Source organism: Vibrio sp. M260112, from assembly GCF_036533775.1.
Taxonomy (GTDB): domain Bacteria; phylum Pseudomonadota; class Gammaproteobacteria; order Enterobacterales; family Vibrionaceae; genus Vibrio.
In genome coordinates this window covers 82,086-104,717 of sequence record NZ_JATABH010000006.1, presented here as the reverse complement: position 1 = coordinate 104,717, position 22,632 = coordinate 82,086, and the positions used below count along the sequence as shown (strand labels likewise).

The 22,632-nt window shown below is 45.5% G+C and carries 18 protein-coding genes and 1 pseudogene; 10 read left to right on the top strand and 9 right to left on the bottom strand.

The genetic code is table 11. The features are described from left to right. Position 1: 1 nt before the first annotated feature. Positions 2 to 1,090, bottom strand: a complete 1,089-nt coding sequence (locus QTN95_RS04650) for an ABC transporter ATP-binding protein (protein ID WP_331416525.1) — start codon at positions 1,088 to 1,090, stop codon at positions 2 to 4. A 344-nt stretch (positions 1,091 to 1,434) separates the two neighbouring features. Here QTN95_RS04650 and QTN95_RS04645 point away from each other — a divergent pair, with 344 nt between their 5' ends. Further along, on the top strand, positions 1,435 to 3,303 hold the full coding sequence (locus QTN95_RS04645) for a sigma-54-dependent Fis family transcriptional regulator (protein ID WP_331416524.1): 1,869 nt from the start codon (positions 1,435 to 1,437) through the stop codon (positions 3,301 to 3,303). Here QTN95_RS04645 and QTN95_RS04640 read toward each other — a convergent pair whose 3' ends face one another. Then, on the bottom strand, positions 3,304 to 4,278 hold the full coding sequence (locus QTN95_RS04640; RefSeq protein WP_331416523.1) for a TDT family transporter: 975 nt from the start codon (positions 4,276 to 4,278) through the stop codon (positions 3,304 to 3,306). It abuts the gene before it with no gap. Positions 4,279 to 4,383: 105 nt separating this feature from the next. On the opposite strand from QTN95_RS04640, the gene QTN95_RS04635 reads away from it, so the two are divergent. The 5 genes and pseudogenes from QTN95_RS04635 to QTN95_RS04615 form a co-directional block, all read left to right on the top strand. Continuing rightward, the gene (locus QTN95_RS04635) at positions 4,384 to 5,277 is read left to right on the top strand and encodes a LysR family transcriptional regulator (protein WP_331416522.1); all 894 of its coding nucleotides are present in this window, start codon (positions 4,384 to 4,386) and stop codon (positions 5,275 to 5,277) included. 102 nt (positions 5,278 to 5,379) lie between these two features. Continuing rightward, entirely contained in the window at positions 5,380 to 5,682 is a 303-nt protein-coding gene (locus QTN95_RS04630; RefSeq protein WP_331416521.1) for a YebG family protein, read from the top strand. Between the two features lie 138 nt (positions 5,683 to 5,820). Further along, complete coding sequence (locus QTN95_RS04625) at positions 5,821 to 6,567, top strand: copper homeostasis protein CutC (protein ID WP_331416520.1); 747 nt, start codon at positions 5,821 to 5,823, stop codon at positions 6,565 to 6,567. A 60-nt stretch (positions 6,568 to 6,627) separates the two neighbouring features. Then, positions 6,628 to 7,410 (top strand): polyphosphate kinase 2, encoded by a 783-nt coding sequence (gene ppk2 / locus QTN95_RS04620; RefSeq protein ID WP_331416519.1) that lies wholly within the window; start codon positions 6,628 to 6,630, stop codon positions 7,408 to 7,410. 8 nt (positions 7,411 to 7,418) lie between these two features. Further along, positions 7,419 to 7,559 (top strand): annotated as a pseudogene (locus QTN95_RS04615) (LysR family transcriptional regulator); the annotation flags it as partial. 139 nt (positions 7,560 to 7,698) lie between these two features. Here the strand turns inward: QTN95_RS04615 and phoU are convergent. Genes phoU through QTN95_RS04595 form a run of 4 tightly spaced genes read right to left on the bottom strand, consistent with a single transcriptional unit; the run spans position 7,699 to position 13,095 of the window. Then, positions 7,699 to 8,397 (bottom strand): phosphate signaling complex protein PhoU, encoded by a 699-nt coding sequence (phoU, locus tag QTN95_RS04610; RefSeq protein WP_138970472.1) that lies wholly within the window; start codon positions 8,395 to 8,397, stop codon positions 7,699 to 7,701. Positions 8,398 to 8,417: 20 nt separating this feature from the next. Then, positions 8,418 to 9,236: a phosphate ABC transporter ATP-binding protein PstB gene (pstB, locus tag QTN95_RS04605; RefSeq protein ID WP_138970471.1), complete on the bottom strand. Its 819-nt coding sequence runs from the start codon at positions 9,234 to 9,236 to the stop codon at positions 8,418 to 8,420. Positions 9,237 to 9,238: 2 nt separating this feature from the next. Continuing rightward, on the bottom strand, positions 9,239 to 10,885 hold the full coding sequence (gene pstA / locus QTN95_RS04600) for a phosphate ABC transporter permease PstA (protein ID WP_331416518.1): 1,647 nt from the start codon (positions 10,883 to 10,885) through the stop codon (positions 9,239 to 9,241). Between the two features lie 26 nt (positions 10,886 to 10,911). After that, a complete protein-coding gene (locus QTN95_RS04595) occupies positions 10,912 to 13,095 on the bottom strand; it encodes an ABC transporter permease subunit (protein ID WP_331416517.1) in 2,184 nt (727 codons plus the stop codon). Positions 13,096 to 13,281: 186 nt separating this feature from the next. Between QTN95_RS04595 and ppk1 the strand changes: the two genes are divergently transcribed. Together ppk1 and ppx are read left to right on the top strand one after the other, a co-directional pair. After that, positions 13,282 to 15,387 carry a polyphosphate kinase 1 gene (gene ppk1, locus QTN95_RS04590; RefSeq protein ID WP_331416516.1) on the top strand — a complete coding sequence of 702 codons (2,106 nt, stop codon included), beginning with the start codon at positions 13,282 to 13,284 and terminating at the stop codon, positions 15,385 to 15,387. 94 nt (positions 15,388 to 15,481) lie between these two features. After that, positions 15,482 to 16,981 (top strand): exopolyphosphatase, encoded by a 1,500-nt coding sequence (gene ppx / locus QTN95_RS04585; protein ID WP_331416515.1) that lies wholly within the window; start codon positions 15,482 to 15,484, stop codon positions 16,979 to 16,981. Here ppx and QTN95_RS04580 read toward each other — a convergent pair. From QTN95_RS04580 to phoB, 3 genes are read right to left on the bottom strand one after another with little or no spacing between them, the layout of a single operon-like run. Further along, positions 16,970 to 17,929, bottom strand: coding sequence for a PstS family phosphate ABC transporter substrate-binding protein (locus QTN95_RS04580; RefSeq protein WP_331416514.1), 960 nt, complete (start codon positions 17,927 to 17,929; stop codon positions 16,970 to 16,972). The two genes, ppx and QTN95_RS04580, sit on opposite strands and share 12 nt — an antisense overlap. Continuing rightward, the gene (gene phoR, locus QTN95_RS04575; RefSeq protein WP_331416513.1) at positions 17,926 to 19,227 is read right to left on the bottom strand and encodes a phosphate regulon sensor histidine kinase PhoR; all 1,302 of its coding nucleotides are present in this window, start codon (positions 19,225 to 19,227) and stop codon (positions 17,926 to 17,928) included. The genes QTN95_RS04580 and phoR overlap by 4 nt, the downstream gene beginning before the upstream one ends. Positions 19,228 to 19,251: 24 nt before the next feature. Beyond that, positions 19,252 to 19,941, bottom strand: coding sequence for a phosphate regulon transcriptional regulator PhoB (gene phoB / locus QTN95_RS04570; RefSeq protein WP_331416512.1), 690 nt, complete (start codon positions 19,939 to 19,941; stop codon positions 19,252 to 19,254). 217 nt (positions 19,942 to 20,158) lie between these two features. Between phoB and rdgC the strand changes: the two genes are divergently transcribed. Both rdgC and trhP read left to right on the top strand, forming a co-directional pair. Further along, positions 20,159 to 21,073 carry a recombination-associated protein RdgC gene (gene rdgC / locus QTN95_RS04565; RefSeq protein ID WP_331416511.1) on the top strand — a complete coding sequence of 305 codons (915 nt, stop codon included), beginning with the start codon at positions 20,159 to 20,161 and terminating at the stop codon, positions 21,071 to 21,073. Between the two features lie 157 nt (positions 21,074 to 21,230). Continuing rightward, positions 21,231 to 22,631 carry a prephenate-dependent tRNA uridine(34) hydroxylase TrhP gene (gene trhP, locus QTN95_RS04560; RefSeq protein WP_269377660.1) on the top strand — a complete coding sequence of 467 codons (1,401 nt, stop codon included), beginning with the start codon at positions 21,231 to 21,233 and terminating at the stop codon, positions 22,629 to 22,631. Position 22,632: the final 1 nt, after the last annotated feature.

The following is a 22,632-nucleotide window of genomic DNA, read 5'->3' as shown; positions in this document are numbered from 1 at the left end:
GCTATCCCCTAACATCACGAATCGGGGCATGGATGAGATTGTTATCCATACCGAAGACATAAAATTTGTGGATTGGAATGTAGATTTTGATCGTCTCATCAACGTCGTAGCTATGAACGCCCGGTAAATGCAGTACCATATCGAGATGAGCGTTGCGCACATGAAGGAAGGTTTCAGAGCCACTGATTTCCGCCACTTCAACCTGAACGGTGAGCTCAACATCATCATCATTTTTAGGCAGTAAGCTCAGATGACTTGGCCGAATCCCAAACTGGTAATGACCCATTTCCAATTTACTTAGTGACTGATTTAACGGGAAATGTGCACTTTGATCGAACGTCACTTCGTTCGAGGTTATTTCCCCAGAAATAAGATTGATCGGCGGTTCACTAAATAGGGCCGCGGAGTCCACATTGTCTGGGTGATGGTAAACAGAAGCGGTTGGACCAGACTGAATCACTTTTCCTTCATGAAGAATGGTCGTCGTACCTCCTAGTGCAAGTGCCTCGTTCGGTTCGGTCGTCGCGTAGATAGCAATCGTATGTCTGGTCTGAAATAGCTCGCGCATCTCCTGACGTAACTCTTCACGCAATTTGTAGTCAAGATTCACTAATGGCTCATCGAACAGAATGATCTCTGCATCTTTTACCAAAGCTCTTGCCATAGCCGTACGCTGTTGCTGACCACCTGATAGCTCTAGTGGGTACTTGTTTAAGTGTTCAGTTATGCGCAACATTTCTGCTGTCGCATAAACGCGTTCCTGAATTTCTTTATCTGCCATCCCTGCAAGTCTTAGAGGCGAAGCTACGTTCTCAAACACAGTCAGGTTGGGATAATTAATAAACTGTTGGTAAACCATTGAGATGTTACGGTCGCGTACCGACACGCCCGTCACATCAATACCATTGACTAAAATCTTCCCAGAAGTCGGACGATCCAGCCCTGCAATGAGCCTCATTAAAGAGGTCTTACCCGCTAACGTACGTCCGAGCAACACGTTAAACGAGCCCGGCTCAAAAGTGAGGTTGACATCAGAGATATGCATATCTCCGTCAACATATTTGCTTACCTGCTCAAGTGTTAATGACACTAAAAACTCCTTACCATTCGAACAACAATCTTTTTCGATATTGCTCACTACAGCGAGAGTCGTGCCAACTTACACAAATAAGCAACAAAAAATTCACATATCGTCTTACAGCCCTTTAAACATAAAGATATTTTGATGAACAAGTCAGTAAGGCACTTGGTTTATTAGCAATTTCGCATATGAGACCCCTGTAACATTTGTTAATAAAATGTGTTCAGTTGATGTTCAATGTGTTCATGAAAGTGATATGTTAGATGAGCGTTTGTGAACATTAACGTTCACATACGAACAATTAGAATAATGACTTAATTCAGGCCAATTTAACGCTGCAAGTGGTCAAGACCATGGACAAAACACATCTATCTATGATTGAGCGATCCTGGCAAAGGTGCCGGGAGGCGGGGCTCGTTCACAATAGTCATCCAATAATTGAAATGGAGACCGGTCAGGCCTTTAGCCATACCCTTGAAGAGCATTCAGGGCTATTAACCACTACCCAGCAAAAGGTATTGCCCTTCTATGACAGCTTACTCGCCAACAGCAACTGCCTGATCACATTAGCGAACACCAATGGACAGGTGTTGAACAGTTGGGGTGAACAGCGTTTCTTCTCGCAACGGCAGCCTCAAGTCTTTCAGAATGGCGTTAACTGGCAGGAAAACCTGATTGGCACCAACGCAATTGGTACAGCACTAGAGACAGGTTCCATTGTTCAAGTGTTTCACGATGAACACTTCTTAACGTCTAACCGCTTTATGACGGGCTCCGCTGCCCCATTATTTGATGCAGACAGAAAAATGGCCGGAGTGCTCTCGATATCCAGTGACGCCTACATGCCAACCGCGCACACTCTAGGTATGGTAAAGCTGATGTCACAGGCGATTGAAAATCAACTAATTGCGTCCAAGTTTCAAGCAGAACACTATCTTTTGTGGTTTAACACTTCAGCGGAAAATATTGATAGCCAGTGGTCTTCCCTCTTGGTGTTCAATGAACAAGGTGTGATCATTTCTGCCAACCGTCGAGCCGAAGTGGTCTTAGGGCAAGATCTGGCACTTCAGCGTTTAGATCAGATCTTTGATATAAGGCTGGAGCAGTTACTATCCCACCCGCCTTTTAATCCAGCAGCAATCACAACCCACTCTCGCTTTAGCTTTTTTGGCATTATTACACCGCCTAAAGTGCCTAAAGGACGTCAACTCGATTATCGTAAATCGGCTGCCAAAAGCGATCTCAAAAACGCCAAAGCACCTCTTGACTTAGAGCGACTCAATATGGGCGATCCAAGGCTGGCGAAAGCCATCACTCAATCGAGCCGTATTCTCAATACCGACATCCCTATCTTGATTCATGGCGAAACGGGCGTCGGCAAAGAAGTATTCGTCAATGCGCTTCACTTATCCAGCGAACGTAAACATGCTCCGATGATTGCAGTCAACTGTGCCGCAATTCCTGCCGAGTTAGTCGAATCAGAGCTGTTTGGCTATGACAAAGGCGCCTTCACGGGAGCGAACAATAAGGGCTATATAGGCCTGATCCGCAAAGCCGATAAAGGGACACTGTTTTTAGATGAGTTGGGCGATATGCCTATGAATGTTCAGGCGCGCCTGTTGCGTGTTCTTCAAGAGCGTAAGGTAACACCTCTTGGTTCTACGATCTCTTATCCTGTCGACTTCAAACTGGTCTCTGCCACTAACCGCAACCTCAAACAAGATGTTGAAAGAGGCACTTTCCGACAAGATCTCTACTACCGAGTCACCGGATTGAACCTCTCATTGCCTTCACTAAGAGAGCGAACAGACAAAGAAGCCCTAGTGAAGTTTTTACTGGCTAAATACGCCCTAGATGGTGAGACACCTAACATCAGTCTCGAAGTGTTGTCGATGTTCAAATCCCACCCTTGGCCAGGAAATATTCGCCAGATGGTTAGTGTCATTCAGATTGCGCTGGCGATGGCTGGCGATGAAACCATTAGCGTAGAACATCTTCCTGATGATTTCTTACAAGATTTGCAACCGTCTCAGCCCGAAGTATTTTCTCCACCAGACCATCATATCGCTCTGCCTTCTAGCCGCAGCCAAGAAACCATAATCAGCGAAGATTGGATGGCGGTTTATGAACAAAACGGTCGCAATGTCTCTGCGACCGCTAAGGATTTGAACATTAGCCGCAATACTTTGTATAAGCGGCTAAGAGAGCAAGGAGTACGTTAATCAGTGAGAAACCAAACCTAATGCGTGACTCACTGGTTTGTAGAAAGCGAGGTATCTTAGTGCAACGTAACCAACGACAACTGTTGCAACCACTAGCTCTAAACCCGCAAGCCAGTAAATTTGGGCAACATACTCACTGGCGATACCGACGCTCTCCATCCACACACTGAGTTTAAATAGAGCGGTAGAACCAATCACCATTGGGAAGGTGAACGCGGCATAACCTGGACTAAATGGCAGTCTAAGTAGTTTGATAAATGCCAGATAGATAATCGCTGTCATCAAGACTGCAATACCAAACAAAAGACCAATGATAACGGGTGATGGCTCAGCCGTGACCGTCAAGTAACCCGCAAGTGAAAGGCTGGCAGGTGCTGCCATAATCGCCATGGTTGGTTTCGCAGCATCAGGAATTTCATGCGTGAACATCAAACGATAGATCATTAGAGGTAGCATAATCGCATATGCCAACATACCAAAGATAAGCGCACCCATAGCAATTTGAGTCAATGCTGGATTGCCCGAAAAAGAGACATCAGCAACGATGATTCCCACGGGTGGAACGAACCAGCTTGGTACCATATGGTGAAGCTCAAAATCCTGCATGCGATGGTAAGCAAAGCTGGTAAGAAACACGATATGTAGCCCTACTGCAAATAGCCATAACATGTCGCCCGCTAGTGGAATAAAATGCCCCAAAGAGTTCGATACCACCATAGTCGCCATCGCGAAGGTAGGTACCACACTGCCCACAACTGGGTGAGCAAGGTCTTCACGTAATAGGTGGCGATGAAACAAGAATTTTACCGCGAGGACCAACAACAATACGCTGGCAATTAAGGCTCCAGACCACTGCGCGTAACCGTTAAAAGGGGCGGCATTTTCCCAACACCAACCTAAACTGGCAATCCCTAGAGCTAAGCCCGCCATAGGAGTAGGCGCACCCATCACTTTTGCTTTTGCTGCTTTAATCATTATTGCCTCACAATCTCTTTAATTCGAGGTCAGTTTACGCTTGCCAAATGTTCGAAACTATCTAATTATTTAGAACACACGTTCAGATAAACTAAACACGAAATTATGGCCGCTAACATCTCTCTGAAACAACTAAAGGTCTTCATCGCCATCACTCAGCATGACACCCTGACGGCAGCATCTGAAGCGCTGTTTTTGTCTAAAGCGGCCGTAAGCATGGCACTCTCTGAACTTGAAAAACAGATCGGTCATTCACTATTTGATCGAGTAAATAATCGACTTATCCTCAATCAAGAGGGGCAGAAACTACTGCCTTTAGCGGATGAAATCATTGAGCGTGCGCAAGATATTGAACAGCTGTTCGATAATAATCAGGCATTGTCAGGCCAATTAAGAATTGGAGCCAGTGACACCATAGGCAACCAACTTGCCCCGTATCTACTCAGCGACTTTCGCCGCGAAACCCATCACCTTGCACAAAGCCTATTTATCTCCAACTCAGCACTCATCTGTGAAAAACTGGTCGACTATGAACTCGATCTGGCACTGATTGAAGGGAAAACACTGCATCCTCAGTTAATTTCAACTCAGTTCAGCGACGATGAAATGTGCGTCATTTGTGCACCGAATATGCCTTTTGCACAGCAAGGAGTCATCACCGTTGGTGAGCTAGAGAATAGCCATTGGATCCTACGCGAGCCAGGATCCGGTTCCCGTGAGTTTTTTCTACGAGCCATCGCCCCAAGAATTGAACATTGGCAGGAATCATTCCAACTCAACACCACAGAAGCCTTGATCAATAGCGTCTCTGCTGGATTGGGATTAGGTTGCCTCTCCAAACTGGCTGCAGAGCCAGCATTAAAAGATGGTCGCGTGGTGGAACTCCAGTTACCTCTCGATATGAAGCGCCGCTTCTGGCTACTGGTTCACAAAGAAAAATACCAAAGTCCCCTGCTGAAAACCTTTATTGAGTATTGTCATCAATGGCGCAAAGACTAGCCACTTGGATCTCAGAATTGGTCAGTAACCTAGACTTAATCGGTTAAAAACTGTATAAACAGACAGTAAATATTTTCAATAATTTGAGTTAGAGGACCAACCATGGCTGTAATCGTCAAGTACGTGGTAGAACGCAACGGAGAAGAGAAAATGACTTTTACCTCTAAAGCGGAAGCTGACGCATATGACAAGATGCTCGATATGGCTGATGAGCTTTTTGAGCTATTGGGTAAAAGTGAACTGCTAGAAGATGATGGCAAGCAAGAAGACTTGGCCATGTTCCTAGCACAAAACAAAGAAGAAGTGCTCTATGCACTTGGTGCAAAGCGTAAACCAACACCAAAGCAATCAAAAAAGATTGAAGCTGTTGAAGATAGCGAAAAAGCGCAAGACGACGCAGCGTAACCAAGCGATTCCGATTTGAAACCTCAGCCTCAAGCTGGGGTTTTGTTTTTTAAGGGGAAGTAAAAACTTCCACGTTTACCCTAATATGTTGCAATGGCACTGCTAGAATGACCTTACCTTTCCAAATGAGCAACAGCCATGAAATACCATATCGAAGTCTGCATTGATAATTTAGAATCCCTCCATTACGCCATCAATGGCGGTGCTACCCGCATTGAACTCTGCTCATCACTCGCTTTGGGCGGTCTCACGCCTAGTTTCGGCCTGATGAATAAAGCGGCTCAAATAGCCTCGATTCCGGTTTACGCTATGATTCGCCCTCGACAAGGAGACTTTGTTTACGAGCAAGATGATATTGACTCTATGTTGCTGGATATCGAAGCCGCAGCAGAAGCAGGATTACAAGGAGTGGTGCTTGGAGTCCTAACTCCTGAAGGCAAGATCGATATGCTCGCGGCTCAGCAATTAACCGACAAAGCTAAAATCTATGGACTCGGAATCACTTTCCATCGTGCTATCGACCAATGCGTTGATTGGCAACAAGCGATAGAAGACATTGTTTCACTAGGCTGCGAACGTATTCTCACCTCAGGTTTGGCAGCCAATGCCGAACTTGGAATCGACGTTTTAAAACAGATGGTAACCTTGGCTGATGGACGTATTTCCATCATGGCTGGCGCTGGGCTAAACGCAGAAAATGCTCAATCCATCGTAATGCAAACCCGAGTTAGAGAAGTCCACCTATCCGGAAAAGCGACTCGCCCTAGCAAAATGCAAACCCAGAACAATCAGACCAAAATGGGCAATCAAGATACCGATGATTACCTTATTCCCGTCACAAGTAGCGAAGCTATTGAAAAGGTAGTGAAAGCTCTCAGTTCTTAGCCATATCACTCTCATACAGATAAAACTAGTGCTAACCTTTTGATAACAAAGGAGTGCATTATGGGCGACGGTAAACTAACTAAAAAATACTACGAGAACGAACTTCAACGATTGCAAATAGAGTTAGTCAAACTGCAAGAATGGGTCAAGCAGGAAGGCCTCAAGGTCGTGGTTATCTTTGAAGGTCGAGATGCAGCAGGGAAAGGCGGTGTGATAAAACGCATCACTGAGAAACTCAATCCTAGGGTATGTAGGGTTGTCGCCCTACCGGCCCCTACAGAAAAAGAAAAAACTCAGTGGTATTTTCAACGCTACGTTGCCCATCTACCAGCAGCAGGCGAAATCACTCTGTTCGATCGAAGCTGGTACAACCGAGCGGGGGTTGAAAAGGTGATGGGGTTTTGTACTCCCGACCAGTATGAAGAGTTTCTAAGATCTTGCCCTGAGTTTGAACGCATGCTGCAACGTTCGGGCATTATTCTACTCAAATACTGGTTCTCAGTTTCCGATGAAGAACAAGAGAAACGCTTTTTAGGACGTATAAATACGCCAATCAAACGCTGGAAATTTAGTCCAATGGATCTCGAGTCTCGCAACCGATGGGCAGAGTATTCAGAAGCAAAGGATCAGATGTTCGCTTACACTGATACCAAGCAGTGCCCTTGGTGGGTCGTCCCTTCAGATGATAAGAAGCGAGCGCGACTTAATTGTATCAGCCACTTGCTTGAACAAATTGAGTATCAGGAAATTTCCTACCCGAAGATCGAGCTACCAGAACTAAACAAAGAAGGCTATATTCGAGCTCCACTTGAAGAGCAAACCTTCGTTCCCGAGAAATACTAAGACATAGCATGGCAAAAGATCTGTTTTACAGCTTAGATTTAAACCTGTTGCGGACATTTCTCGTTCTGTCGCAAGAACTGAATATGCGTAAGGCCTCGCAACGTCTGTTTGTCTCACAGCCTGCCATCAGTTGGCAAACGCAATCACTCCACATCTTGACGGGCTGGCAAAGGTGCTTAATCAGGTCGATACGTTTTCTCTGGTGCATTGTTTCTGCGTTTGAGAGAGCAAAACACTGTTGGGGACGCACTGGTCAGCCACTTTTTCCACTGGGGTCATTTTACACTTTTAACGCAATGCGTCGTCAATGCTTTGTTCGCCCAAGTGGCGAACATCTTTGCCTTTAACAAAGTAGATGATGTACTCACAGATATTCTGACAACGGTCCCCCACACGCTCAATCGCACGAGCTGACCACATAACCTGCAGAATATTAGGAATGTTTTTTGGGTCTTCCATCATATAGGTCATCAGTTGACGAATAACCGCTTCATATTCCGCATCCAACTTATCATCGAGCTTGTACACTTCCGCTGCCGCATCAACATCCATACGAGCAAAAGCGTCCAACACTTGGTGCAACATGCTAATTGCGTGGCGGCAAAGAGGTTCTAGTGAGACATGGAACTGACGTTCTTTCGTCGTTGGCGATTTAATTGCTGCATGCGCAATTTTAGCCGCTACGTCACCGATACGTTCGAGATCAGTAATGGTTTTGATGATCGCCATAACAAGACGCAAATCTTTCGCGGTTGGCTGACGCTTAGCAATGATGCGAGTACAAGCTTCATCAATAGACACTTCCATCGCATTCACTTTGTGATCATCTCGAACCACTTGTTTAGCCAGTTCGATGTCATCCTTATACAGAGCCTTCATCGCGTAAGAGAGCTGCTGCTCAACCAAGCCGCCCATGGTTAACACATGAGTTCGGATCGATTCTAACTCGACATTAAACTGACCTGAAATATGACGTCCAAAATTCATAGAATCTCCGTTAAAACTGCTTAACCATATCGACCAGTAATGTAGTCTTCGGTCTGTTTTTTCAATGGTGAAGTGAAGATAGAATCCGTATCAGAATACTCAATCAATTTCCCCATATGAATAAATGCGGTGTGATCACTCACTCGTGCGGCTTGTTGCATGTTATGTGTGACGATTACAACGGTATATTGAGTTTTCAGCTCGTTAATCAACTCTTCTATCGTCAATGTAGAGATGGGATCGAGCGCCGATGTCGGCTCATCAAGTAGCAATACTTCCGGTTCAATCGCAATCGCGCGAGCAATCACCAGTCGCTGCTGCTGACCACCAGATAGTCCAAACGCATTCTCGTGTAAACGATCTTTCACTTCATCCCAAAGCGCTGATGCTCTAAGAGCTCTTTCTACCGCATCATCAAGTGAGCGACTATTTTTAACACCTTGCAGACGCAGACCGTAAACCACATTCTCGTATATTGATTTAGGAAATGGGTTGGGTCTTTGGAAAACCATCCCTACACGGCGACGTAAGGTTGCAACGTCTACATCTGGATCATAGACGTTTTTTCCATGAAGTCTGACTTGTCCCTGCACTTGGCAGCCTTCAACCAAGTCATTCATTCGGTTTATACAGCGCAAAAGCGTGGATTTCCCACATCCTGACGGACCTATGAATGCAGTGACTTTCCCCTTAGGGATTCGCATCGAGACGCCACTCAATGCCTGCGAACTCTTGTAGAACAAGTTTAAATCCTCGATCGCAATCGCCGTTTGCTCATCGCTCAAATTGTTCACATCTAACGGCGCGTGGTAGCCGAGTGTTTGATTGACAGAAAACATGTTTAATCTTGTCCTAATGTTCGATATTTTTCGCGCAAATTATTACGAATACTAATCGCAGTGAGATTCAGCCCTACAATCACTGTCACTAATAAAAAAGAGGTCGCATAAACCAGCGGTCTTGCACTTTCAATATTAGTGGTTTGAAAGCCAACGTCATAAATGTGAAAACCTAAGTGCATGAATTTACGTTCTAAATGCAAAAATGGGAACTGATTATCAACCGGCAGACTCGAAGCTAGTTTCACTACCCCGACTAACATTAAAGGAGCGACTTCTCCTGCCGCCCGCGCCACCGCCAGAATCAGGCCAGTGATGATTGCGGGACTCGCCATCGGCAATACAATTCGCCACATGGTTTCAAATTGCGTTGCGCCTAACGCCAATGAACCATGACGAACTGAGTTCGGAATTCGAGTTAAACCTTCTTCCGTTGCAACAATCACAACCGGTAGCGTTAACACGGCCAACGTCAGTGCAGACCATAGTAGCCCAGGCGTACCAAATGTCGGTGCTGGCAAACGCTCTTGGTAAAAGAGTGCGTCTATTGAACCACCTAAGCTATAAACAAAGAAACCAAGGCCAAAAACACCATACACAATGGATGGTACCCCAGCGAGATTAATCACAGCGACTCGAATCAAGCGAGTGAAAGAATTGTTCTTAGCATACTCATGAAGATATATCGCTGCAATGACACCAAGCGGCATAACGATAACAGACATGATCAGTACCAATAACACGGTTCCGAACATTGCAGGAAAAACCCCGCCTTCCGAGTTTGAATCACGAGGGTCTTCTGACAAGAACTTCCATACCTGCTTAGCCCAACGAGCTAGCTTTTCCAAAGTACTCATCTGATTCGGATACCAAATATCTAAGACTTGGTTCAACGGAATCATCACTTGTTGCCCGGTCATATCTTCGACAATCATCCCCTGATTTGCCAGCTGACCGCGCAAGTAATCGAGTTTATTTTCGGCTGCTGCTAGAGCTTCAACATAACGACCACTCTGAGTTCGGTAAAGCGCTTCAAACTCATCATCTAGATTTCCATTCAAAGTGCGTTTGCGCTTTTCTAGTCTTAGTCGCTCAGCTTGAGCACTGATCACTCGGACATCGCCTTCAATTAGACGTTCAATCTCTTCGCGTAACTCATTGGCAAAATCCAAGCGGTCGCGAATCTCACTGGTTAAATCCGTTGATATTGTTCCATCTGGGTATAGATAGCCGATAGGATTCGCATAAAAATCACCATCGCGAACTCTCTCGATGACGGCCCACTTAGCGGGGGTTGCTGGCTCCTCAAGATCTATAGAAAGCAACGAAACAAAATCCGCATCGTAGAGATCGCGGTTAGCCACCTTAATATTTAAGCGCTTCACCACCCCCTTATCGATAGTTTCCTGAGGCAGTGCAACGTTCATCTCGGTTAAGTGACTAACTGGCACATATTCAGTCGCATAGATTTGCCCAACTAGAGTATTCCCCTGCGGAGTCTGCCACTGATACAAAGGCGCAGGCCAGAAATAGGAAAGTCCTTTCCAACCAATCAGCAGCAATAGCCCCAACACAGAAAGCAGGCTGACGCTAACTGCACCACCTGTTAACCATATCCATGGAGAGCCTGATTTAAACCACTTAATCACGTTGAACACTTCCTAAATTTTGATCGTTATAGTGAGCGATACTTTTCACGTAAACGTTGACGAACATATTCTGCTAAAGAGTTCACCGCAAAGGTAAATACCAACAATATCAGCGCCGCTAAAAACAACAAGCGATAGTGCGAACTGCCGACTTCAGACTCCGGCATCTCAACGGCAATGGTTGCTGATAACGTACGCATCCCTTCTAAAATATTCCAATCCATGATTGGTGTGTTACCTGTCGCCATTAACACAATCATGGTTTCACCTACCGCACGCCCTAACCCCATCATAATGGCAGAAAAAATACCTGGGCTGGCGGTCAATAACACAACGTGTATCAGCGTTTGCCATGATGTCGCCCCCAGAGCCAAAGAACCATCGGATAGATGTTTAGGTACAGAGAAAATCGCATCCTCCGCAATGGTAAATATCGTTGGTATCACCGCAAAACCCATCGCGAATCCCACCACGAGTGCATTTCGCTGGTCAAAATCGATACCATGCTCGGCAAGATAAACTCTAACATCACCTGAAAACAGTAACGCCTCGATGCTGCCACTTTGAGACAGAATAACCACAGTAAGGATAACAATCGCGGGCATTAGAATTGCGGCATGCCATCCATTAGAGAATCGTCCAGTCAACGCTTTAGGAAGACCATGCCAAACCAAACCAATCACTACCGTCGATAGAGGTAAGAAAATCATCAAGGCAACGACTGCGGCTAAGTGACTTTCGACAATAGGAGCAAACCACAAGCCGGCAAGGAAACCGATAATAACCGTCGGCAGTGCTTCCATCAATTCGATCGACGGCTTAACGATTCTACGCATTCTAGATGTCATGAAATACGCAGTATAGATGGCCCCCAATACTGCAATCGGCACAGCAAATAGCATCGCAAAAGCGGCAGCCTTCAACGTCCCAAATACAATCGGAACCAGACTAAATTTCGCTTCAAACTCTTCACTCGCCGACGTGGTTTGCCACACAAACTCCGGTTGCGCATAACTTTCATACCAGACTTGCTGCCACAGTGACGATAACGAAATTTCTGGATATGGGTTATCCACTACCGCAAGATCTAATGAACCGTCCGTTAGCGCAATGAGGTAAGTCTCATTGTTTGACATCGCGGCTATTTGCGGGGCTTTTTGATATGCACGCTCAAACATCACCAGCTTTTCGCTGGTCGTGTAGTGGCTCTGCACCGTACCGTTTATATAGAAGCTATAAAACCCTTTGCGATAACTATCTGGCAAAAGAAATTGCAATTCTGAGGCAAGGTTGAACTGGCGAATAAAGGTAAGTGAACGCTTACCTTCATTAATCACGTCGAACCACTGAGAGACCAAACCATCGCGGTAAGTAACCAGCAACGAGTATGCCCCAGAAAGTAAGTCAATATTCATCACTGAATGTTGAGGATTTCCCTGACTCAAGTCGACCACTTCACGCACTGCAAAATTTTGTGACTGACGAACCGCCACAATCAATTCAGAGCCAGAACGGAGGTAAAGAGTTTTACCATCTGGAGTTAGTATCAACTGTTCAAGGCTGGATATAGGCGATAGAAACGTAAACGACTTAACCTCGCTGCCATCTTGCCATCGGACCATAACCGTTTGGTCATCGTACCAACCAGCCAAGGTAAGGTCGTCACTATTCGCGAAGGCAAACTTTTTAAGATCATTCCCTTCGCGGTAAAGATTGAAGGGTAGAGACAACTCCGTCACGCTTGGTGAGAATTTACGGTTACCTTTTTGCAGCTCAAAATCTAAGTTAGGCTTGAACAGAGTCACTTCCCCTTGCTGGGAAGCATAAGCAAACCACCCAAGCACATGGATGGTTTTAGCAAACAGATCACCCGAGTGCCCAAGTTGTTCAGAGAGTACAGGTTTCCGTTCAGAATCGGTTAACGACCAGAAATTGAGCTTACCTTGTGACGACAAGACAAAAGCATTTTCACCATAATCATCGACACCCGCCGCAAGAGCTTGCGTTGCTTGTATCTTTATCGACCGTACATTAGGTGTGAATTTTGCGTCACTAAACAGTGGCAAAACCATCATAGCAAGATAGACAAAAATCAGCACCAGTGCGGCAAGAACACCAACGCCACCAGCAGATACAGTGAAACGAACCAATCGATCTTTTATCAATCGCTTTCGATCACGTTCTCGCAAAGAAAATTCTGCCTGTGTCATTCCTGTCTCATACCTATTTTTATCCTAGGGTATAATATTTCTATAAGGTGACAATTATATTACAGTTCCCAATAAACAACTGAAAACAATGCAATAAAAATGTCATATAAACCCCTTAAGTTGCTATCCAAAGTGAGTGAGGAGGAGCTTCACTCGAGTCCGTCAAGTAGGTAATAGGGTAAGATCATGAGCACAGAGAAGCTGTATATTGAAAAGGAATTAAGTTGGCTTTCTTTTAACGAACGGGTCTTGCAAGAGGCGGCCGACAAACATGTGCCCCTGGTCGAACGAATTCGATTTCTTGGTATATTTTCCAATAACTTAGATGAATTCTATAAAGTACGATTTGCCGATGTCAAACGCCGAATTTTGATCAACCAAGAACGTGGCGGAAATGACAACTCCAAACATCTATTGACCAAAATGCAAACCAAAGCGCTGCGCCTTAATGAGCGCTTTGATGAGCTCTACGCGGACTTGATTCGTGATATGGCTCGAAGACGCATATTTCTTGTTAACGAAACTCAACTCAGTGAAGCGCAGCAAGTCTGGGTACGAAAATATTTTCGTCATCAGGTTCTGCCCCACATCACGCCCTTGATGCTTCGTGATGATATTGACGTTTTGCAGTTTCTCAAAGATGAATATGCCTATATCGCCGTTGAACTCGCACAACAGGAGCTCAACCAATACGCACTGATCGAAATCCCAACCGATCACCTGCCTCGTTTTGTGATGGTGCCTGAGCAGAAAGGAAAACGGCGTAAAACGATCATCTTGCTCGATAACATCATCCGATATTGTCTAGATGAGCTTTTTAGCGGATTTTTTGAATATCAGAGCCTCAATGGCTACGCGATGAAAATGACTCGCGATGCAGAGTACGACTTGAGTCATGAGGTTGAATACAGCCTACTTGAACAGATGTCAGAAGGCGTAAGCCAACGTTTAACCGCTATGCCTGTGCGCTTCGTTTACGAAAGAGAAATGCCTAAGGAAATGCTCGATTTCTTATGCGAAAAGCTCAAAATATCAAACTACGACAGTTTGATTCCCGGTGGTCGTTATCACAACTTTAAAGACTTTATTGCTTTTCCTAACGTCGGCCGAGACTACTTAGAAAACAAGCCGTTACCGCCAATGGAGTGTGCGGACTTTGAAGGGTACGCCAACAAATTTGACGCCATCAAGGCGCAAGATATTTTGCTCCACTACCCTTACCATACCTTTGAACATATCAGTGAATTGGTACGTCAAGCATCGTTCGACCCGAAAGTGCTAAGTATAAAGATCAATATTTATCGCGTCGCCAAAGACTCGCGTTTAATGAACTCGCTTATCGATGCCGTACACAATGGAAAAAGCGTTACGGTAGTCGTCGAACTTCAAGCGCGTTTTGATGAAGAAGCGAATATCGAATGGTCACGCGTTTTGACGGATGCTGGCGTAGAAGTACTCTTTGGTGTTCCAGGCCTGAAAATTCACTCCAAGCTGCTACTGATAAGTCGTCGAGAAGAGGACGACATTGTGCGTTATGCGCATATTGGTACGGGTAACTTTCACGAGAAAACCGCTCGAATCTACACCGATTTTTCGCTATTAACCGCCGATCCAGAACTCACCAACGAAGTGAGTAAAGTCTTTGGCTACATTGAGAACCCGTACCGACCTATTAGGTTTAATCACCTCATCGTCTCGCCAAGGAACTCCCGTAAACAACTCTATCGCCTCATCGATACCGAGATAACCAACGCTCAAGAGGGCAAAAAGGCTGCGATTACGCTCAAAGTCAACAATCTGGTAGACAAAGGCTTAGTCAATAGACTCTACGAAGCCAGTTCAGCAGGCGTTGAAATTAAAATGATCATCCGCGGAATGTGTTCACTTGTTCCTGGTGTCGAGGGAGCCAGCGACAATATCAGAATCATCAGTATCGTTGATCGATTCCTTGAGCACCCTCGAGTGCTGATCACCCATAACGCTGGTGATCCTCAGGTCTACATCTCATCCGCTGACTGGATGACGCGAAATATTGATTATCGTATAGAGGTCACAGCGCCAGTCCGTGACCAACGACTTAAACAGCGCATTATTGATATCATTAACATCCATTTTACCGATACAGTAAAAGCGAGATGGATCGATAAAGAGATGAGCAATCACTATGTGCCGCGTGGAAACCGCAAGAAAGTACGCTCGCAGATTGCCATTTACGACTATCTTAAACAGGTAGAAAGACAAACTAGGAATCAGAAACGCAAAGCACAGTTACATACCCAACTTGAGCAGTAGCTTTGCTGATGTTGGTAAGGGCCCCATCACTCTATACACGCAGTGAAGGGGGTAAGCGCCAAGTGTGTACGCGACTTATTTAGGTTGGAATAGAATGACTCAGAATCCGGAAATACGAGATGTTGCTGCCATTGACTTAGGCTCAAACAGCTTTCATATGGTCGTGGCAAGAGTAGTTGAACAGGATTTGCAATTAGTCAGCCGCCACAAGCAAAGAGTTAGACTTGCAGCTGGGTTAGACGCACTTAAAAACTTAGATAACGCCTCAATGCAACGCGGATTAGAATGCCTCGCAATGTTCGCTGAACGTATCCAAGGCTTTGATCCTGATAACGTTCGGATTGCCGCCACTCATACTCTGCGCCAAGCCAACAACGCACATATTTTTCTTCAACGAGCTCGAGATGTTCTGCCCTTCCCAATTGAGATCATTCCTGGTGTTGAAGAAGCGCGTTTGATTTATCTGGGGGTGGCTCACACTCAACCAGAATCAGACTCCAAACTCGTGGTTGATATTGGTGGTGGCAGTACAGAGTTGGTTATTGGTAAGGGGTTTGAACCCGAACTGATCAACAGTAAACAAATGGGCTGCGTCAGCTATACCAAACGTTTTTTCACAGATGATAAGTTATCCAGTAGCAATTTCACCAAAGCGACGCTGTTGGCTGAGCAAAAGCTTGAATCTATCGCTCATCGTTACCGCCGCACAGGCTGGGAAGTCGCGTTCGGATCTTCAGGAACCATCAAAGCGATCAAAGAGGTTCTGATTGGTCTTGGTCATGAAGATGGAATCATTACCAGCAAGCGTCTATCAAAACTGACTGAAACATTGTGCCAGTGGGAAACCATTGATGAGATCGAACTATCAGGGTTAACACCTGAAAGAAAACCCGTTTTCGCCGCAGGTGTGGCAATACTTAGCGCTGTCTTCCAAAGTCTGAAGATCAATGAAATGCACTTCTCAGAGGGTGCACTACGTGAAGGTTTGCTCTTTGAGATGGAAGATAGTTTTAAACGCTCAGATATTCGCATGCGCACGACGGAAAATCTCGCCAGTAAACATCTGGTTGATCTCGAACACGCGGCTAAAATTAAAGGCCACGCGAGTGAATTTCTCCAGCAAGTACACAAACAGCTCGGCATAAAGAAAAGCAGCGAGTTGTTTGACCTACTCCAATGGAGCGCACTACTGCATGAAGTGGGATTAAACATCAGCCTACAAGCTTTTCATCGTCACTCAGCATACATTCTACGCAACACTTACATGCCTGGTTTCAACCAAGAACAGCAGCGTGTTCTCGCCACTCTGGTACGTTTTCAGCGTAAATCGCTCAAGCTAAATGAGATGGAAGAGTTCACTCTGTTTAAGAAAAAGCACATTGTAGGTCTGATTCGTATCCTCCGTCTCGCCATTTTGCTCAATGGTCAACGAAACGACGATCCCCTGCCGAACCTTTCGATCACGATTGATGGAGAGCAATGGAAAATTTCTTCCACTAATGATCAATGGCTTGAAGAGAATAAACTGCTACACGCGGATTTACTGACCGAACAAGATTATTGGACGAGTGCAGGATGGGAACTAGTTTTCTAAACCTACTTTAGCAAGCTCTTTTTTGGCTATCAGTGGTGAAATAGGCACATAGCCTTCTTTTTCAACTAAAGCTTGCCCCTGACTGGAGAACATGAAACGAACAAATTCCCGTTCAATGGGGCTCAACGGTTTGAAAGGGTGCTTGTTTACATATACATAGAGGTAGCGCGAAAGTGGGTACTTACCAGAAAGAATGTTTTCTTGGCTCGCCTCTATGTAGTTGTCACCCGACTTAGCGATCGGTAATAGTTTCACACGCGAGACTTTGTAACCCACTCCCGAGTAACCAATGGTATTGATTGCCGAGCCGACAGACTGTACTACCGATGCCGAACCGGGTTGCTCGTTAACGCTATTTTTAAAATCGCCACCACACAAAGCATTCTTTTTGAAATATCCATAAGTCCCTGATACAGAGTTACGTCCAAACATCTGCATCCCTCGCCTACTCCACTGGTAATCCAGTCCTAAGTCAGCCCAAGTTGAGACCGACTCAGTCGCCCCACAGCGCAGCGTGGCAGAAAAAATACTATCGAGCTGATAAAAGTTCAGCCCTTTGATTGGGTTGTCACGATGAACAAAGATGCCGATGGCATCGATCGCGACTCTCAGTTCTGTTGGCTTATAACCATTTTCACGTTCGAAGGCCTCGATTTCCCGCTTTAACATCGGTCGACTCATGGGGCCAAACTGAGCAATGCGCTCTGTCAATGCAGGAGGGGCAGTTGAAGAGCCGGATGCCTGCACCTGACCATTGACACTTGGGTAGAGCGATTTAAATTCTTCAACCCATGACGTGGTCATTCCGGCCAAAGTGTCAGAGCCAACCGTCGTCAGTTCACCGGTAATTCCAGCCACCTTATTGTAATTAGGTAAAGCCGTACTCCCAGCCCAGCTAGGTACTGAACTGAGTAATGAAAGCCATGCAACGACAAGTAAGCTTCTCATCGTTTAACCACTAAACGCGATGGCAGAGTGAAAGAAAACTTACTGCCAACCCCAACCTCACTACTGATTTCCAAATGCGAATCATGGTGGCTCAAGGCATGCTTCACAATCGCAAGACCAAGACCACTACCGCCGGTATCACGTGACCGCGCTTTATCTACTCGATAGAAACGTTCAGTCAATCGGTGTAAATGTTGAGGTTCGATACCATCTCCACTGTCTTCAACTTCAAGGTGAGCACCTTGAGATGTCTTGTACCAACGAACATGAATATCCGCGCCCGCGGGGGTATACTTGACGGCATTGTAGACCAAGTTAGAGATGGCACTGCGTAGCTGATCATCGTCACCAAGTACATGTAATTCGCTATCAACGTCAAAAGAGAGCTTATGCCCGTGGTCACCGCTTAAACTAGCGGCCTCTTTTTCTAGAACTTCCAGCATCGCCGGAACGTTGACCACATCTTCAAGTTCAAGTGTCGAAGAGGCTTCAATTTTTGACAGAGTCAGTAACTGATTAACAAGAGTATTCATCCGATTCAACTGCTCAGTCATAACTCCATGGGCTTTGCTCCACATAGGACCGGCAACAATATCCGGATCTTCCGTCATTTCTAGATAGCCTTGTAGCACTGTCATCGGGGTACGCAACTCATGGGAAACATTAGCAAAAAAGTTGCGACGCATACCTTCTAACTGCTGCAACTGAGTAATGTCACGCACCACCATCAGATGCTCCCCTTCCATATATGGCACGATACGTAGTTCGATCATACGATCCACATTAAGCGGTGAGCGCATCTCTAATGGTTCAGAATAATCTTGCTTGTTAAGATAATGAATGAAGTCTGGTGTTCGGACTAAGTTAGAAATGGGTTGTCCTGAATCATCAGGCCAACGAAAACCAAGTAAATGTTGTGCAAGCTTGTTGCACCATACAATGTTGCCTTCACTACGAAAAACAACTACCGCATCAGGTAATGATTCAGCACCATTACGGAAACGACGGATTAATTTGGTTAGCTCTTTACGCTTTTTACGCTGCCGCTGTTGTAAGCGATAGATGCCGTTAAACAAAGATTCCCAGTTGCCTGTACCGGAGGGCGGTGTCAGACGTTTTTCATCCCACAACCATGCCGATAAACGCATTTGATTGTTTAAATGCCATACAAGCTGCAAAACCGTGGCTGCAAAAAGCAACCACGGCATATAACCGAAAATCCAGCCGACAATCACCCAAGGGGTGTAAAGGAAAACCAACTGCCAAGCTAATTTTTTCCACGTTAACCGTTCTACCACCTACATCTCCACCGGTATTGTATTTTACGCCTTAGTCGAGAAGCGATAGCCAGCGCCACGCACTGTCTGAATCAACTTGTCATGCCCTGCACTTTCCAAAGCTTTACGCAGTCTACGGATATGAACATCAACGGTACGGTCTTCAACGTAGACATTGGTACCCCATACGTTATTAAGTAGCTGTTCACGGCTGTAAACTCGCTCTTGATGGGTCATAAAGAAGTGCAGCATCTTAAACTCGGTAGGCCCCATATCAAGCGCTTGATCGTTAGCCATAACACGGTGGGATACGGGATCCAATTTCAGACCTTGGACATCAATAACATCTTCAAGCGCCGTCGGCGTAACACGTCGAATTACCGCTTTCAGTCTGGCAACCAACTCTTTAGGTGAGAATGGCTTAGTGATGTAATCATCGGCTCCAACTTCTAGACCACGCACCTTATCTTCTTCTTCACCGCGCGCTGTCAGCATCACCACAGGAATATTACGCGTTAACTCTTCACGCTTCATATGCTTGATGAAGTTGATGCCGCTGCCGCCTGGAAGCATCCAGTCAAGCAGGACGAGATCTGGGAAGGGTTCTGCTAGTTTAGTTACCGCAGTTTCGTAATCTTGCGCTTCGACTGTTTGGTAACCTTTCTGTTCAAGGACAAAGCAGAGCATGTCACGGATCGGTGCTTCATCCTCGACAACTAGAATCCTTCTAGACATAACTGTATAACCTTATATTAGTTGAGCTTTCTCAATAAGTAAGGCAGTGAAACCGCCTTCTGATGCATAGGCATTATTACTAGCAATTATGACACTTTTGTGACCTTTGAAAACTAATTTTCATATAACTTTCATTCCACTATTGCGTGTTTGCTGTAAGACAAATAAAGCAAAAGTCTTTATGATGAGCCGTCAAATTTAGCTATAGAGAAAAAGTATGTGGTTTAAGAACTGTCTAGTTTACCGATTTAATCGTGAAATCGAATTCAACGCTGACCAACTAGAGAAACAACTTCAAGAGTTTCGCTTTACTCCATGTGGCAGTCAGGACAAAACCAAATTTGGTTGGGTTACTGCGATGGGTAAACATGGCGATATGATGACGCATGTCTCTGAAAACCGTATTCTTATCTGCGCAAAGAAAGAAGAGAAAATGCTGCCAGCTTCCGTGATTAAAGATTCACTGAATGCCAAAATTGAAGCAATGGAAACTCAGGAAGGCCGCCCTCTCAAGAAGAAAGAAAAGGATAACCTCAAGGAAGACATCGTCATAGATTTGCTACCGCGCGCTTTCAGTCGCAGCAACTATACCAATGTCGTTATTTTGCCTAATGAAGGTTTTATTCTTGTTGATGCTAGTAGCTACAAAAAAGCAGAAGATGTCCTTGCTCTATTGCGTAAAACGATGGGCAGCTTACCTGTCGTCCCAGCCATTCCTGAGACCGCAGTAGAAACGACGTTAACAGAGTGGGTAAAAACAGGTAACACTCCAGCTGGCATTCAGATGCTGGATGAGGCCGAGCTAAAATCTGTGCTTGAAGAAGGTGGTGTCATTCGCTGTAAGAAGCAAGAACTGACCGCGGATGAAATTCGCAGCCATATCGATGCTGGTAAGGTAGTAACCAAACTGGCTTTATGGTGGCAAGAGCGCCTTGAATTTATTTTAGCGGAAGATGGCAGCATCAAACGCCTCAAGTTCTCAGATGAGCTAAAAGACCAAAACGACGATATTCCTCGTGAAGATCAAGCGGCACGTTTCGATGCAGATTTTTCACTGATGTGCGGCGAGCTAAGCGCTTTCCTACCCAACCTCTATGAATGCTTAGGTGGCTTACCTCACCCTAACGCATAACGTACTTTCTATAAACGCCCGACTCACAGGGCGTTTTTTAATTGCCTTTCTGAAAGCTTTCCCTAGTCACAAGTCACGTTTTGACGTAAAATTTGCGCCCCTTTACTTCCACTAGGTGGGAGTAACCTGACTTGAGATCAGACTAGAGAAAAAGACAATGACTACTGAGAAAGCATTCGTACCAGAGCTACTGTCACCAGCAGGCAGCCTAAAAAACATGCGTTACGCATTTGCCTATGGCGCAGACGCAGTGTATGCAGGTCAACCTCGCTACAGCCTTCGTGTACGTAACAACGAATTCAACCACGAGAACCTAAAAATTGGTATCGATGAAGCACATGCCCTAGGCAAAAAGCTTTACGTTGTATGTAACATCCAACCACATAACTCTAAGCTAAAAACCTTCATCCGCGACCTTAAACCAGTGGTCGAAATGGGCCCTGACGCACTTATCATGTCAGACCCTGGCCTAATCATGATGGTTCGTGAAGCCTTCCCTGAAATGCCAATTCACCTGTCTGTACAGGCGAACGCAGTAAACTGGGCAACAGTTAAGTTCTGGGCAGCGAACGGCGTTGAGCGTGTGATTGTGTCTCGTGAGCTTTCTCTAGAAGAGATCGAAGAGATCCGTGAACACTGTCCTGAAACGGAGCTAGAAGTTTTCGTTCACGGTGCACTGTGTATGGCTTACTCTGGCCGCTGCCTACTGTCTGGCTACATCAACAAACGTGATCCTAACCAAGGTACATGTACGAACGCATGTCGTTGGGAATACAAGGTTGAGCAAGGCAAAGAGAACGACACTGGCGATATCGTTGAGAAGTTCGACCCTGCTCAAGCACAAGCGGTTGAAGTCCAAGACGAGCGTCCAGAAACAACCATTGGTCGTGGAAAACCAACCGATGAAGTTGTGTTACTGTCTGAAGCGCACCGTCCAGAAGAGAAGATGGCCGCGTATGAAGATGAGCATGGCACTTACATCATGAACTCTAAAGACCTACGTGCGGTTCAACACGTAGAGCGTCTGACGAAGATGGGGGTTCACTCACTTAAAATCGAAGGCCGTACTAAGTCTTTCTACTACTGTGCACGTACTGCTCAGGTTTACCGCAAAGCGATCGATGACGCTGTTGCTGGCAAACCATTTGATGAGAGCCTAATGGGTACACTAGAGAGCTTGGCACACCGTGGTTACACGGAAGGTTTCCTACGTCGTCACACTCATGATGCATACCAAAACTATGACTACGGTTACTCGGTATCTGACGCTCAGCAGTTCGTGGGAGAGTTCACAGGTAAACGTCGTGGTGACCTTGCAGAAGTAGAAGTGAAGAACAAATTCGTTGTTGGTGACAGCTTAGAGCTAATGACACCAAAAGGTAACGTTATCTTCACGCTTGAAGCGATGGAAAACCGTAAATCAGAGCAAATCGAAGACGCAAAAGGAAATGGCCATTTCGTATTCATTCCAGTACCACAAGATATGGATCTGGAATACGGCCTGTTAATGCGTAACCTAAATGCAGGTCAGGATACCCGTAACCCAACGGGTAAGTAAT

What these genes read in the sequence shown, in the direction of transcription:
- QTN95_RS04645 (WP_331416524.1), top strand. Translation starts at nt 1,435, where the DNA reads ATGGACAAAACACATCTATCTATGATTGAGCGATCCTGGCAAAGGTGC.
- QTN95_RS04640 (WP_331416523.1), bottom strand. Translation starts at nt 4,278, where the DNA reads ATGATTAAAGCAGCAAAAGCAAAAGTGATGGGTGCGCCTACTCCTATG.
- QTN95_RS04635 (WP_331416522.1), top strand. Translation starts at nt 4,384, where the DNA reads ATGGCCGCTAACATCTCTCTGAAACAACTAAAGGTCTTCATCGCCATC.
- QTN95_RS04630 (WP_331416521.1), top strand. Translation starts at nt 5,380, where the DNA reads ATGGCTGTAATCGTCAAGTACGTGGTAGAACGCAACGGAGAAGAGAAA.
- QTN95_RS04625 (WP_331416520.1), top strand. Translation starts at nt 5,821, where the DNA reads ATGAAATACCATATCGAAGTCTGCATTGATAATTTAGAATCCCTCCAT.
- ppk2 (WP_331416519.1), top strand. Translation starts at nt 6,628, where the DNA reads ATGGGCGACGGTAAACTAACTAAAAAATACTACGAGAACGAACTTCAA.
- phoU (WP_138970472.1), bottom strand. Translation starts at nt 8,397, where the DNA reads ATGAATTTTGGACGTCATATTTCAGGTCAGTTTAATGTCGAGTTAGAA.
- pstB (WP_138970471.1), bottom strand. Translation starts at nt 9,236, where the DNA reads ATGTTTTCTGTCAATCAAACACTCGGCTACCACGCGCCGTTAGATGTG.
- QTN95_RS04595 (WP_331416517.1), bottom strand. Translation starts at nt 13,095, where the DNA reads ATGACACAGGCAGAATTTTCTTTGCGAGAACGTGATCGAAAGCGATTG.
- ppk1 (WP_331416516.1), top strand. Translation starts at nt 13,282, where the DNA reads ATGAGCACAGAGAAGCTGTATATTGAAAAGGAATTAAGTTGGCTTTCT.
- ppx (WP_331416515.1), top strand. Translation starts at nt 15,482, where the DNA reads ATGACTCAGAATCCGGAAATACGAGATGTTGCTGCCATTGACTTAGGC.
- QTN95_RS04580 (WP_331416514.1), bottom strand. Translation starts at nt 17,929, where the DNA reads ATGAGAAGCTTACTTGTCGTTGCATGGCTTTCATTACTCAGTTCAGTA.
- phoB (WP_331416512.1), bottom strand. Translation starts at nt 19,941, where the DNA reads ATGTCTAGAAGGATTCTAGTTGTCGAGGATGAAGCACCGATCCGTGAC.
- rdgC (WP_331416511.1), top strand. Translation starts at nt 20,159, where the DNA reads ATGTGGTTTAAGAACTGTCTAGTTTACCGATTTAATCGTGAAATCGAA.
- trhP (WP_269377660.1), top strand. Translation starts at nt 21,231, where the DNA reads ATGACTACTGAGAAAGCATTCGTACCAGAGCTACTGTCACCAGCAGGC.